The following is a 12532-nucleotide window of genomic DNA, read 5'->3' on the forward strand; positions in this document are numbered from 1 at the left end:
GTTGGCCACGATCGTCGGCGGCCTGGGCACCTCGCACGTCCCCTCGATCGGCGCCGCCCTGGACAAGGGCCTGCGCGACGCCCCCGAGTGGAAGCCCTTCTTCGACGGCTACCTGCCGGCCCAGGAGTGGGTGCGGGAGCGGCGTCCCGACGTCGCCGTCGTCGTCTTCAACGACCACTTCAACGCCCTGTTCCTGGACCGGGTGCCGACCTTCGCGGTCGGCTGCGCGGCCGAGTACCATCCGGTCGACGAGGGCTGGGGCCCCCGCGCGATCCCGCCGTTCACCGGCGCGGCCGACTTCTCCTGGCACCTGGTCGACCACCTGGTGGAGAACAGGTTCGACCCGGAGATCATCCAGGAGATCCAGGTCGACCACGGCCTCCAGGTGCCGATGGAGCTGTTCTGGGGCCGCCCGTCCGACGCCTGGCCGGTGCGGGTCGTGCCGATCTTCGTGAACGTGCTCCAGTACCCGATCCCGCTCCCGATCCGCCTGTACGAGCTGGGCCGGGCCCTCGGCCGCGCCATCGAGACCTACGACAGCGAGGAGAGGTTCGTCGTGCTGGGCACCGGCGGCCTGTCCCACCAGCTCCAGGGCAGCCGGGCCGGCTTCCTCAACCCGGCCGCCGACCGGCGCTTCCTGGTCGACATCGCCGAGAACCCGGACGAGCTCGCGAACTGGAGCCGCCAGAAGTACGTGGAGACCTTCGGCGGCGAAGGGGCGGAGGTCATCATGTGGCTCGTCATGCGGGGCGCGCTCGACCCCGAGGTGGTGGTCCGGCACCGGCACTACTTCTCCCCGGCGTCGATGACCGGGGCAGGGATGATCGTGCTGGAGAACGCGTGAGCGCCTTCGTGCTCGTCCACGGGGCCTGGCACGGCGGCTGGGTCTGGCAGCGGGTCGCCCCGCTCCTGCGCGCCGCCGGTCACGAGACGCACACCCCGACCCTGACGGGCGTCAGCGACCGCGCCCACCTGCTGAACCCCTCGGTCGGCCTGGGCACCCACGTCGAGGACGTCGTCGCGCTGATCGAGGCCTACGACCTGCGCGACGTCGTGCTCGTCGGCCACAGCTACGCCGGGCAGGTCGTCACCGGCGTGGCCGACCGCGTCGCCGACCGGCTGGCCCGCCGCGTGCACCTCGACGCGTTCGTCGGCGGCGACGGCGAGGCCGCGATCGACCTGCTGCCCGGCACGATCGCCCACCACTACCGCGAGTCGGTGGCCGGTCCCGGCTTCGGCTGGCTCATCCCGGTCCGCGACCTGAGCGTGCTCGGCGTGACCGAGGAGAACGACGTCGGCTGGCTCACCCCCCGGCTCACCCCGCACCCGTGGCTGACCTACACCGAGCCGCTGCGCCTGACCAGAAAGGGCGACCGGGTGCCGGCGACCTTCATCGAGTGCGTCGGCTGGATGCGCGTCTTCACCCCGCAGGCCGAACGGGCCGCCGCACGGGGCTGGCCGGTGTTCGAACTGCCGACCGGCCACGAGGCCATGGTCACCGCCCCAGCGGAGCTGGCCGAACTCCTCCTCCGCGTCGCCGCCGCCTGAACCGGCGGCGACAGGCCCCCCGCGCCAACCGGCGGCGCGGCGCGGGGGGCCGCCCTTCCCCGGGTTCAGCGGCCGAGGCTCCAGGCGCGGAGCGTGCGGTCGCCGGCCGCGCCCGCGACGACGGGGCGGCCGGCGAGTTCGGCGACGGCCACGCCGGCGGTCGGGCCGCCGGGGCCTGAACCGAGTTCGCCGACGACCGCGCCGCTGTCGAGATTCCAGATCCGTACGGTGATCTCGTCGCCGACCGGGTTGTGGGCGACCACCGCGACGGGCACGTCGCCGCGCCGGCCGACGGCGAGGGCGGCGGCGCCTCGGTCATCGGGGCTGCGGTCGCTGAACGCCCACGTCCCTCGGCTTTTCCCGGTGGCCAGGTCGTGGACGCGAAGCGTGGCGTCCAGGTGGGTGGAGACCAGGATGGGGCCGCCGTCCGACGCGCCGCAGGCGAGCAGCTCGATGCCGCCGACGTCGCCGGTGCGGAACGAGTGCGTCAGTTTGCCCGTCGCGAGGCTCCGCACGCGGATGCGTTCCGTGCCGTCACCCGTGACGAGCACGTCATCCTGGCCGAGCCGGCCGAACGCCAGGCCGCTGACGCCCTGGAAGTGGTCGGTGATCGTGGCGCCGATCTGCCTGCCGGTGGCGACGTCGGTGAGGCGTACGACACTGTGCAGGTCACGCAGGCTGTCGTACTTCTCCGAGACGGCCACCGTCCGGCGCCCGGCCCAGACGGCGATCACGGGATCGCCGGCGCGGTGCGCGGCGAGCCGCGTGCCCGCCAGGCTCCACGACCGCATCCCGCCGTCGGCGTGTCCCGTGGTCACGACCGGCGTGCCGCCACTGACGCCGATCGCCACCGAGGTCACCGCGGGGCCCCGGTCGCCGAGCCGGGTGAGCGTGGTGGTGCCGGCGTCCCAGACCAAGGCGATCCCCGTGGAGGTGCCGCAGACGACGGTGGCCCCGGCGGCGGCGACGGCCGTCGGAACACCGTCTCCCTCGGCCAGCGGAACCGGCTCCGTGACCTCCGCGCCGAAGGGAACCGGAGAGGGAGACGCGGATGGGGATGGGGATGGAGACGGGGCCGGGGAGACCTCGCGGACGGGATCTGCGCCTGAGTCACGGAAGACGGCCAGAGCGGAGATCGCCGCCGCGCCCACGGCGGCCACGCCGCCGATCAGGACCCGGCGGCTCAGCTTCCGGGCCGCCTGCGGCACGGTCTCCGCGTCGTCCACCGGGATGCGCGCGGGTTCGGCGGGCCTGATCAGCCGCCGCATCAGATCGGCCGCGGACGGGCGGGCCGCGGGATCCTTGGCGAAGCACGGCCTGAGGGAGTCGGCCAGGTGGGCGGGCACTCCGGAGAGGTCGGGATCCTCGCTGAGGACGGCGTTCACGATGCCGGGAACGGTCTGCCCCCCGAACGCCTGGCGGCCGGTCGCGGCGAACACCATCGTGCCCGCCCAGCTGAAGACGTCGGACGCCGGTGTCACGCGCTCGCCCCTGAACTGTTCGGGCGACATGTAGGCGGGCGTGCCGATCGGCCCCGACACCATCGTGGTCGAGTCCAGCGCCTTCGCGATGCCGAAGTCGATCACGATGGGGCCCTCCGGACCGACCAGCACGTTGCCGGGCTTGAAATCGCGGTGCACGATCCCGGCTTCGTGGATGGCGGCCAGCGCCGTCAGGGTGGAGATGGCGAGCCGATCGAGCGCGCCTCCCGTGCGTGGACCGGCGTCGCGGACGAGCGCCTGGAGGGTGTCCCCGGCGACGTACTCGCTCACGATGTACGGCTGCTCGTCCTGGAGCCCGACGTCGAGCACCGCCGCCGTGCAGAACGCGGCCACCCGGCGCGCCGCCGCCACCTCGCGCAGGAAACCCCTGGCGGCGTCCTTGTCGTGGCTCAGGTGACGGTGCAGCAGCTTGACGGCGACCTGGTGCCCGGCCTCGTCGATCCCCTGGTAGACCACTCCCTGCCCCCCGGAACCGAGCACCCCGACCAGCCGGTAGGCGCCGATTCGCCGGGGGTCTCCCGAGCGGAGCGGGCGGACGTCCGGCATCCCGCTCCCTTCTCGGAATGACTCGGGCGACCCCCACCCTACGACGAGCGTGAACCACCGCCCACCTGACGTTCGAGCACACCGCGGCCGCCCGTCGCAGCCGCTAGGGTCACGCTGGAACGGAGGAAGGCGGGGACAGTATGGCGCGGGTGGGCGCGGTGGTCCTGGGCGTCGTCTCTCCGGTGCTGGTCGCCGTGGCGATGGTGATCTTCGCGGGGCTTCCCCAGGAATGGCGGCTGCCGGTGACGGTCACACCGCTGACCGCGGCGGGACTGACCTTTCCCGCCATCGGCGCGTTCCTGATCGTCCGGCGGCCCGGGCTCAAGCTCGCGTGGCTGATGATCGTGGGCGGGCTCGGCGGCGCGCTCTACGACTTCGGCCAGGCGACGGCGCTGGCGTCGGCGGCGGGCGGCGACCTGGCGACGGCGGGCCGGCTGAGGTTCCTGGCGCTGCTGGGCTGGACGGCGTCCACACTCGCGCTGGAGATCCTGCTGCCGCTCTACTCGCCCGACGGGAGGCTGCCGTCACGGCGCTGGCGGGCCGTGGTGTGGCTGGGTGTGCTGGCGGTCGCCGTCGAGGACGTCCGCGTGGTCGTCCGGCCCGATCCGCCCCTTGCGGGCCATCACCTTCCCGCCGTCATCCCCAACCCGTTCCAGGTTGCCGCGATGGGGCCCTACGACGGGCTGCTCCTGACGGTGGCGTGGACGGGGATATTCGTGGCGATCCCGCTGGCGGCGCTGTCGCTGCTGCTGCGGTTCCGCCGGGCCGATCCGGAGGGGCGGCGGCAGATCGGCTGGCCGCTGTTCGCCTTCGGCGTCTACATCGTGTTCATGCTCCTGTCCGTGGTCGTGCCGGGGCTGTACTGGGTGTCGGTCGTGTGGGCGACGCTGATCCCCGTCGCGCTGGTGTTCTCGGTGCTGCGCCACCGGTTGTACGGCATCGACACCATCGTCAGCCGGACCTTCGTCGCCGGTGGACTGCTGGCCGTGGTCGGCGCGGTCTATTTCGGCGTGGCCGCGGTGTCGAGCCTGCTGGTGTCGGGCGTCGGCGAGACGGCCGGGCTCGTCGCCGCCCTGTTGACGGGGGCGTTCTACCAGCCGTTGCGGCGGGCGCTGCAACGGGCCGTCGACCGCCTGCTCTACGGGCCCGTCGGCGATCCGGGCGTGCTCGCCGAACGGGTGATCCAGGAGGTGCGCCTCGCCGACCCGGCGCAGGCGCTGGCCTCGGTGATCGGCGTGCTGCGCGAAGGGCTCGCCGTCCAGGGGGTGGCGGCGGAGGTGACCGGCACGGCCGGTGTGGTCGTCGGGCAGGTCGGTGACACGCCGCGCGAGGTGCCCCTGATCTGGCACCGTGAACAGGTGGGTCGGCTGCTGGTGGGGCCGCCCACCCCGCGCCGGTTCCCGGCCGCGCACGACGAACGGGTGCTGGCCACCCTGGTTCCGTACGCGGCCGACGTGGCGCACGCGGTGCGGATGTCGGCCGACCTGCAGCGCTCCCGGGAACGCATCCTGGCCACCCAGGAGGAGGAGCGGCGGCGGCTGCGCCGCGACTTGCACGACGGTTTGGGCCAGACGCTCAGCGGGATGGCCATGACCATCTCCATCGCCCGGCACAGCCTGAAGAACTCGCCGGAGGAGACGGACGCGCTGCTCCGCGACCTGCGTTCCGGCATGGACTCCGTGGCCGGCGACATCCGCCAGCTCGTCCACGGGCTGCGCCCGCCGGTCTTGGACGACCTCGGCCTCCTCGCCGCCGTGACGGCGCTCGCCGGGGAGGGCGGCGCCGAAGGCGCGGCCGTGGAGGTGACGGCCGAGGGAGAGCTGACCGGCCTGCCCGCCGCCGTCGAGGTGGCCGTCTACCGGATCACGCAGGAGGCGCTGACCAACGTCCGACGGCACGCGGGGGCCACGCGCGTGCGGGTCGAACTGCGCCGTGAGCCCGGGACGCTGCGCCTGGTCATCGCCGACGACGGCGCGGGGCTCGCGCCGGACCGGCGTCCGGGCGTCGGCCTGCTGTCCATGCGCGAACGGGCCGCGGAGCTGGGCGGCTTCTGCGGCGTCACCGGCAGGCCGGGGGAGGGCACCACCGTGGTGGTCGAGCTGCCCCTTGCCGCGACCGAGGTCACGTAGCCGGGTCAGGCCGTCGTTTCGCGGACGTCCTTCCCCTGCTCGGCGAACGCCTTGAAGTCCTCCATGTGCTGTCGCGACTGCTTGCGGAAGGCGCCGGGCATCAGCAGCGCCACCAGCTTCATCAGGAAGCCGTCGAACCGGTATTCGTTCTCGCACTCCCAGAGCGTCGTCTCCGGGCCGGCCACGGTCAGCCGGTCGCGCACGGCGCTCCACATGCCCGCGCCGACGATCTCGCGCTCGAAGTGGACGACGCCCGGTTCCGGGATCTCCCGCAGGTCCGCCGGTTCCCGGCGGGTGATGGTCTCGACGCACTCCATCGTCCGCCCGCCCATCTGCAACACGACCCGCGACCTGGTGCCAAGTTGCCCGTGCTCCCCGCTCAGCGGTTCGTGCAGCACCAGACCCCGCAACCACATCGGCAGGTGCGCCGGGTCGGCGAGCGACTGTGCCACTCTCTCCCGGGGCAGGGCGATCTCGATGGAGACGGTGTATCGCATGGGCGCATCACTCTCTGTCGGGCGCGTAGAACGCGGTGGTGGCCGCGACCGCGGCGGCGACGTGTTCCGGTTCGCCACCGGCGGCCAGGTGGGCCCGGCCCCAGGCCGCGGCGCTGCGGCGGCTGAACTCGCGTCCTTCGGGCGACTTCCCGAACTCGTCGTGGCCGGCGATCTCACCGTCGGCCAGGAGCCGGGCCAGGGCCAGCAGGGCCAGGTCCCAGCCGACGCCCCCGGCGCCCGGGCCGTAGGTGGGGAAGGAGGGCTCCCCGATGACCGCCGCGTGGATCAGCTCGAGCTCCGTGTCGCCGTCGGGGCCGGGGACCAGCCGCACTTCGACCTCGCTCGTGCCGGGCCAGGCGTCGGCGTCCGGTCCGTAGAGCCAGGACACCTTGAGCAGGCGCGGCGGCTCGCACCGGAGGATGTCGCCGTGCTCGCCGCTGTCCAGCGCGAACGTTCCGCCGGGCCGGAGGTCCCCGGTGACCGTGTTCAGCCAGCGGCGCAGCCGCTCGGGGTCGGTGATGGCGTCCCAGACGTCGTCGATCCCGGCGTCGTACCGACGCCGCAGCTCCACGGTGTACGCCTCGCCGGCGGGCACGCTGCCGGTGCCCATCGCCCGGTGCACGGCGGCCAGTTCGTCGAGCAGGTCTTTCATGTCACGCCTCTGTCGGTGGTTTTCCACGTGTACGCCTGCCCCGGGCCAGCTCGGTCCCCAGCGCGTCGAGGCGGTGGTCCCAGGACCGGCGGAACCGGTCGAGCCACGCGTCGACCTCGCTCAGCGGCGCGGTCTCGACGGCGTAGAACCGCCGAGTGCCCTCAGCCCGCACCGACGCGAACCCGCTGTCGCGCAGCACCCGAAGATGCTGGGACACCGCCGGCTGGGAGATGGCGAACTCGGCCCTGATGACCTCCGTGATCGCCCCGGAGGTCTGCTCGCCGTCGGCGAGCAGTTCCAGAATGCGCCGGCGCACGGGGTCGCCGAGGATGTCGAACGCGTGCACGACGCAGACCATACCGGCCCGTACTTATATAAGTCAATGCTGATACGTTTGGCTTGCATAATGCAAGTCATGAGCGTAACGTCCCAGACGGTTGGACTTTTGATTCACAAGTCAGGTGGAGGAGGATCGCCATGCCGACGCATCCCCTGGACAACGCGATCCACGCCGCGCTGTCCGGACCACACGCCCACCTCGCGGAACGCCGGGGCAACGCACTGCGCTACCCATCCGACATGTCCCCGTTCATGGCGCTGCCGGACATCCCCGCCGCCGCTGACTGGGCGGACCTCGCCGCCCTGGCGGCCCCCGGGACGAAGGTCACGTTGAGCGGACCCGCCGCCGAACCCCCGGCGGGGTGGCGGGTGGAGGCGCGCGTCCCCCTGCTGCAGTTCGTCGACGACGGCATCGCCGCCGCACCGTACGACGAGGCGGTCCACCTGACCGAGACCGACGTGCCGGACATGCTCGCACTCGCCGAGCTGACCGAACCGGGCCCGTTCCTGAAACGCACCATCGAGATGGGCGCCTACCTGGGCGTCCGCCGGGGCGACCGCCTGGTCGCGATGGCCGGTGAACGCCTGCGCGTCCCGGGGTGGACGGAGATCAGCGCGGTCTGCACCGACCCCGGATGGCGCGGGCGACGGCTGGGCACCCGGCTGCTGCTCGCCGTCGCCGACGGCATCCGGGCACGCGGCGAGACGCCGTTCCTGCACGTGCTGGAGTCCAACGTGAACGCCGTCCGCCTCTACGAGTCCCTGGGCTTCCGGCTCCGCGTCCGCACCGAGAACCGAGTCCTCGCGAGGACCTGAGGAGAACCCCCGTGTCATCCGTGCTCATCACCGGCGCGTCCAGGGGCATCGGCCGCGCCATCGCCCTCGAACTCGCCGGCCGGGGCCACCGCGTCATCGCCACCGCCCGCCGGCCCGAGACCCTGGCCGACCTTCCCGTCGACGAGCGCCTGCGCCTCGACGTCACCGACCAGGACAGCGTCGACGCGGCCGTCGCGGCGGCCGGGGAGATCGACGTGCTGGTGAGCAACGCCGGCGCGACCGTGCGCGCACCCTTGGAGAGCGTGCCGCTCACGGAGGTCGAACGGCTCCTCCGGCTCAACACCCTGGGCGCGCTGCGCGTCACGCAGGCCGTCCTGCCCGCGATGCGGACCCGGGGATCGGGCCGCCTGGTCTTCGTCTCCAGCATCCAGGGGCGCATGGTGCTGCCGATCATCGGCCCGTACGGGGCGAGCAAGTGGGCGCTGGAGGCGATCGCCGAGACCCTGGCCATCGAGGCGGGCCACTTCGGCGTCAAGGTGAGCATCGTCCAGCCGGGCGCGGTCGCCACGGACGGCTCCCAGGGCGGGGCCGCGGCGTTCTTCGCGGAGGACGACCCGTACCTCCCGCTTTACCGCCAGCTCGGCGCGCTGCGCGGTGAGGTGATCACCGCAGGGGAGGTGGCCGCCGTCGTCGCCCACACGATCGAGCGTCCCGACCCGCCGTTGCGGGTGCCCGCGGGCGCCCCCGCCGAACGAGTCCTGAAGGCGCGCAAGGAGGCGCCCGAGAGCGAGCCGTTCCGGCCGGCCGTGCTCGACTGGTAGCCGTGACGTGATCAGAGCTCTCGTGGCGTGAGGAGGCGGCAGCGGCCGGACCGGCAGTCGTCCAGGGCGTGAGCCGCGGCTTCCCGGACTCTCGTCAGGTCGGCGATCCTCCTGTCGATGCGGTCGACCACGTTCTCCAGCCGCCACCGCTCGCTGTCGCAGGTCGCCCCGCCGGTGTCGTGGGCGGTCAGGGCGTCGGCGACCTCGTCGAGGGTGAAGCCGAGTTCCTGGAGCGTCTTGGCCTGCCTGATGCGGTCGACGGCGTCGGGCCCGAAGGCGCGGTATCCCGAGGGCCGGCGGTCGGCCCGGGGGAGCACACCGCGTCGTTCGTAGAACCGGACCGTGTCCACGGTGACGCCCGCCGCACGGGCGACTTCGCCGATCTTCATGGCAGGTGACCTCTTGACTCTGGACTCTGGTCCAGACTTTAGAGTCCGACGGGAGAGCGGACAACCGGCCCAGAAGGAGTTCTCGTGGACGTCCCCCCTGCCGGCACACCCGTGGTGTGCGACATGACCACCGCCCCCGACACCGCGCGGCAGCGGCTGGAGGAGTACCGGCTGCTGTTCGACCGGTCACTCGTCGGCCGTGAACGGATCGGCGCGGCCGTCCGGTTCCGCTTCCGCGCCGAGCCGGGCCTGCGGGAGCGGATCGAGGACCTCGCGGCCCGCGAGAAGGCCTGCTGCGCCTTCTTCGCCTTCGAGGTGACCACCGACGGCGGGCAGATCGTCTGGGACTGCGCGGTCAGCGACGACCCGGCCGCCCGCGCCGTCCTCGACGACCTCTACGACGGCGATCCCGGCAGCCTCCTCCGGCGCCAAGCCGATTGAGCAGGGGGCTACTCAGGCGCGGGACGGGCGGGCGTGCCTACCGTTCGCCACATGCGCACCCTTCTCCGAGTGTTCCTGGTCGCGGTGTTCGGCGCGGGGCTGCTCACGCTGCTCCAGGCGCCGGCCGCCGCCGACCCGTTCGTGACCGTGACCGTCACGATCAAACGCATCACTCTCCTGGCGGGCGACGACTGCGGCGAACCCGACTTCTACAACCGCGTCTGGATCAACGGCGTCTACCACGACAACGAGGACAGCGACTCCCAGGACGAGCTTGAGGGCAACCCCGACATCGCGCCGGACTGGGAGTTCTCCAAGCCCGTCGACGTGGCGACGCTCGCGACCCCCGGCCGCGTCCCGATCAGGATCGAGGTCCACGACGAGGACGGCGGCCTCTGCTTCGGCGGCGAGCACTACGACTCCTCGCCCACCGCCGACCGGTTCTTCGACGGGTACATCGACCTCGCCGGCTGCTCCGTCCACGACCCCAGGCAGACCGCCCAGCCCTATCTCGGCGGCTGCCGCACCCCGATCGTCCAGGCCGGCACCGCCGACGAGCGGGTCAGGCTGACCTTCGAACTGGACGCCAGGGAGCCGGCGAGCGCGCCCGGCCTGAACGTCCGCTGCACCCACACCCCCGTCTGGCCGAAGCCGGGCGAGCCCGTCACGATCGTCGCCACGGCCCTCGACGGGGAGCTCCAGCCGACGATCGTCGCCGACAAGCTGGAGATCTGGGTCAACCTCCAGGCGAACGCCGCGAGCCTCGCCGGAGACCCGCTCCAGTCGAGACACGGCGTCGGCACGCTCACCGAGACCTTCACCCCCAGGGCCGAGATGGCCCCCTTCGCCTACGGCTGCCGCCTGGCCGAGAACGGGGTGACGCTCTTCTCGTCGTGGCACACGGTGGCCGTCGGCGATCCCTTCCCGAACTTCAGCTTCCCCAAGCCCGCCGTGCCGATCAGCTACACCGGCCCCCGGTCCAGCCGCATCGACATCGTCTTCGTGGCCGACAAGGACGAGTACACCGGCCCCGCCGACCCCCGGTTCGTCGCCGACGTGGCGGCCACGATCGAACGGTCGTACTGGGGACTGAAGGAGTATCTGACCCGGCAGGACATGTTCAACTTCTGGTTGCTGCCCGACAACACCGGCTACGCCAGCGACGCCACCGGCGACAAGGACTGCGACCACGAGCTGCCGGTCCTGTGGGACGACGCCTTCGGCTGGGCCGAGGCCGCCGCGATCCTGCACCGCCGCGGCGCCCAGCAGGACTGCGCGCAGCGCTCCGACCGGATCTTCTCCGTGCTCGTCGACCCCGGCAAGCCCCGGATCGCCGCCCACGAGACGGCCCACCAGCCCTTCGGCCTGTCCGACGAATACCCCGAGGGCGGGGCCTTCCCGCAGGACGTCTACCCCAACGTCTACGAGGACTTCGAAGCCTGCGAGGACGACGCCCCGCTGCTTCAGCGGACCGCCGCCGCCTGCCGCAGTTGGGAGAAGGAGCACTGGTACGGCGACCAGGACTGGTGGACGTCCGAACCCAAGCCCGATGACCTGATGTTCGACAACGGCCGGGCCCGCGAGGCCGACATCCGCCGCTTCACATACGTCTTCGAAGGTTGCGAGGCCGCGAAATGCTGAAACGAGCCCACTGGGTCATCGCCGCCGCGGCCGCGCTGATCGTCCTGGTCCCGCTGCGCGCCCAGGGCGAGCCGGACGACCCGTCCACGATCCCGATCCCGCAACTCGACTTCGGCGACCCCGCCAAATCCGTGGTCGCCCGGGTGAGGTTCACCTCCCGGACCGCCGCGACCCTGGAGCGGGTCAAGGTCTCCACGTCGCGGGCGCACACCCACATCGGCGACCCGCCCATACTCCGGCTCGGCCTGACCGACGTGGACGGCCAGGTCGTCGACCGGATCAACACCTGGAGCCCGTTGTGGACGTACCAGGAGGGCGGAGACCACGTCGGCCTGCGGCCGAGCGGCTCGGGCAGCTTCATCGTGCCGTTCTCGCCGGCCCTCTCGACCATGACGGTCACCGACGTCGCGCTGGGCCGGGACGTCCTGACGGTCGACCTCAAGCCGCCGCTCAGGGAGTTCTGCCTGGCCACCCCCGACGACCCCGACTGCCTGGAGGCCGACCTGTCGGTCACCTCGGTGACCCCGGCCGCGCCGCTGTTCGCCGTCATGGGCGAGCCGGTGACGGTGACGGTCGCCTCCGTGGTCGCCAACGCGGGCCCGGACGGGCCGGTCACCGCCGTGGTCCGGCAGGACCTGGCCGTCGGCGCGGGCCTCACCGCCACCGGCGGGACCACCGTGGAGACCGACCTCGCGGCCGGCGCCACCCGGACCCTGACCCGCGGCTACACCGTCACCTGCGACCAGGCGGGCGCCAGGACGATCGACTTCACCACGTCGATCACACCGAAGCGCGCGACGGTCGTCGACCGCGACCCGAGCGCCGACACCAGAACCACCCGGCTGACCGTCGACTGCGCGATCCCGGTGACGATCAACATCAAGCCCGGCAGCGCCGACAACAAGGTCAACCTGAACGGCAACGGGGTCGTGCCGGTCGCCGTCCTGACGACCAGGGCCGGCGAGTACGGCAACCCGATCGCCTTCGACGCCACCCGCATCGAGGCGGCCACCCTGCGGTTCGGGCCACCCGCGACGATCCTGGCCTCCGCGGGGACGCCGGAGGCGCACGGCAGGATCCACGTCGAGAAGTCGGTCGAACCCGACGAGCGCACCGTGGACGCCGACCGGGACGCCGTCACCCACTACCGCTACGACGTCCTGTCGGCCGGCGACACGAGGGCCTGCGTGACCGGCCGCGCCGCCGGGCTCACCTTCCACGGCTGCGACCACGTCGACACGCGGTGAGTG

13 protein-coding genes are annotated in these 12532 nt (G+C 72.5%); 8 read left to right on the forward strand and 5 right to left on the reverse strand.

The features are described 5' to 3' along the window. Position 1: 1 nt before the first annotated feature. Positions 2-844 carry a class III extradiol dioxygenase family protein gene (locus tag AW271_RS22705; protein ID WP_062339401.1) on the forward strand — a complete coding sequence of 281 codons (843 nt, stop codon included), beginning with the start codon at positions 2-4 and terminating at the stop codon, positions 842-844. Beyond that, positions 841-1548 (forward strand): alpha/beta fold hydrolase, encoded by a 708-nt coding sequence (locus tag AW271_RS22710; protein ID WP_062339402.1) that lies wholly within the window; start codon positions 841-843, stop codon positions 1546-1548. The genes AW271_RS22705 and AW271_RS22710 overlap by 4 nt, the downstream gene beginning before the upstream one ends. A gap of 65 nt (positions 1549-1613) precedes the next feature. Here the strand turns inward: AW271_RS22710 and AW271_RS22715 are convergent, their stop codons facing one another. After that, positions 1614-3596 carry a WD40 repeat domain-containing serine/threonine protein kinase gene (locus AW271_RS22715; RefSeq protein WP_062339403.1) on the reverse strand — a complete coding sequence of 661 codons (1983 nt, stop codon included), beginning with the start codon at positions 3594-3596 and terminating at the stop codon, positions 1614-1616. A gap of 140 nt (positions 3597-3736) precedes the next feature. Here AW271_RS22715 and AW271_RS22720 point away from each other — a divergent pair, with 140 nt between their 5' ends. Further along, the gene (locus AW271_RS22720; RefSeq protein ID WP_062339404.1) at positions 3737-5725 is read left to right on the forward strand and encodes a sensor histidine kinase; all 1989 of its coding nucleotides are present in this window, start codon (positions 3737-3739) and stop codon (positions 5723-5725) included. Positions 5726-5730: 5 nt separating this feature from the next. Here the strand turns inward: AW271_RS22720 and AW271_RS22725 are convergent, their stop codons facing one another. The 3 genes from AW271_RS22725 to AW271_RS22735 are packed head-to-tail and all read right to left on the reverse strand — an operon-like array spanning position 5731 to position 7220. Further along, positions 5731-6222 carry an SRPBCC family protein gene (locus tag AW271_RS22725; protein ID WP_062339405.1) on the reverse strand — a complete coding sequence of 164 codons (492 nt, stop codon included), beginning with the start codon at positions 6220-6222 and terminating at the stop codon, positions 5731-5733. A gap of 7 nt (positions 6223-6229) precedes the next feature. Further along, positions 6230-6874, reverse strand: a complete 645-nt coding sequence (locus AW271_RS22730) for an SRPBCC domain-containing protein (protein WP_062339406.1) — start codon at positions 6872-6874, stop codon at positions 6230-6232. 1 nt (position 6875) lies between these two features. Next, a complete protein-coding gene (locus AW271_RS22735; protein ID WP_062339530.1) occupies positions 6876-7220 on the reverse strand; it encodes an ArsR/SmtB family transcription factor in 345 nt (114 codons plus the stop codon). 131 nt (positions 7221-7351) lie between these two features. Between AW271_RS22735 and AW271_RS22740 the strand changes: the two genes are divergently transcribed. Together AW271_RS22740 and AW271_RS22745 are read left to right on the forward strand one after the other, a co-directional pair. Continuing rightward, the gene (locus AW271_RS22740; protein ID WP_062339407.1) at positions 7352-8029 is read left to right on the forward strand and encodes a GNAT family N-acetyltransferase; all 678 of its coding nucleotides are present in this window, start codon (positions 7352-7354) and stop codon (positions 8027-8029) included. An 11-nt stretch (positions 8030-8040) separates the two neighbouring features. Beyond that, positions 8041-8811 carry an SDR family oxidoreductase gene (locus tag AW271_RS22745; RefSeq protein WP_062339408.1) on the forward strand — a complete coding sequence of 257 codons (771 nt, stop codon included), beginning with the start codon at positions 8041-8043 and terminating at the stop codon, positions 8809-8811. Positions 8812-8822: 11 nt separating this feature from the next. Here the strand turns inward: AW271_RS22745 and AW271_RS22750 are convergent, their stop codons facing one another. Further along, positions 8823-9200: a MerR family transcriptional regulator gene (locus AW271_RS22750; RefSeq protein ID WP_062339409.1), complete on the reverse strand. Its 378-nt coding sequence runs from the start codon at positions 9198-9200 to the stop codon at positions 8823-8825. A gap of 84 nt (positions 9201-9284) precedes the next feature. Between AW271_RS22750 and AW271_RS22755 the strand changes: the two genes are divergently transcribed. Genes AW271_RS22755 through AW271_RS22765 form a run of 3 tightly spaced genes read left to right on the forward strand, consistent with a single transcriptional unit; the run spans position 9285 to position 12529 of the window. Beyond that, complete coding sequence (locus AW271_RS22755) at positions 9285-9641, forward strand: hypothetical protein (protein ID WP_157554504.1); 357 nt, start codon at positions 9285-9287, stop codon at positions 9639-9641. Between the two features lie 51 nt (positions 9642-9692). Further along, complete coding sequence (locus AW271_RS22760) at positions 9693-11282, forward strand: hypothetical protein (RefSeq protein WP_157554506.1); 1590 nt, start codon at positions 9693-9695, stop codon at positions 11280-11282. Then, positions 11276-12529, forward strand: coding sequence for a hypothetical protein (locus tag AW271_RS22765; protein ID WP_062339412.1), 1254 nt, complete (start codon positions 11276-11278; stop codon positions 12527-12529). The genes AW271_RS22760 and AW271_RS22765 overlap by 7 nt, the downstream gene beginning before the upstream one ends. Positions 12530-12532: the final 3 nt, after the last annotated feature.

It is taken from the genome of Herbidospora sakaeratensis (assembly GCF_001570525.1).
Taxonomy (GTDB): domain Bacteria; phylum Actinomycetota; class Actinomycetes; order Streptosporangiales; family Streptosporangiaceae; genus Herbidospora; species Herbidospora sakaeratensis.

Coding starts and splice junctions, on each gene's coding strand:
- AW271_RS22760 (WP_157554506.1), top strand. CDS start 9,693: ATGCGCACCCTTCTCCGAGTGTTCCTGGTCGCGGTGTTCGGCGCGGGG.
- AW271_RS22750 (WP_062339409.1), bottom strand. CDS start 9,200: ATGAAGATCGGCGAAGTCGCCCGTGCGGCGGGCGTCACCGTGGACACG.
- AW271_RS22715 (WP_062339403.1), bottom strand. CDS start 3,596: ATGCCGGACGTCCGCCCGCTCCGCTCGGGAGACCCCCGGCGAATCGGC.
- AW271_RS22765 (WP_062339412.1), top strand. CDS start 11,276: ATGCTGAAACGAGCCCACTGGGTCATCGCCGCCGCGGCCGCGCTGATC.
- AW271_RS22730 (WP_062339406.1), bottom strand. CDS start 6,874: ATGAAAGACCTGCTCGACGAACTGGCCGCCGTGCACCGGGCGATGGGC.
- AW271_RS22725 (WP_062339405.1), bottom strand. CDS start 6,222: ATGCGATACACCGTCTCCATCGAGATCGCCCTGCCCCGGGAGAGAGTG.
- AW271_RS22720 (WP_062339404.1), top strand. CDS start 3,737: ATGGCGCGGGTGGGCGCGGTGGTCCTGGGCGTCGTCTCTCCGGTGCTG.
- AW271_RS22740 (WP_062339407.1), top strand. CDS start 7,352: ATGCCGACGCATCCCCTGGACAACGCGATCCACGCCGCGCTGTCCGGA.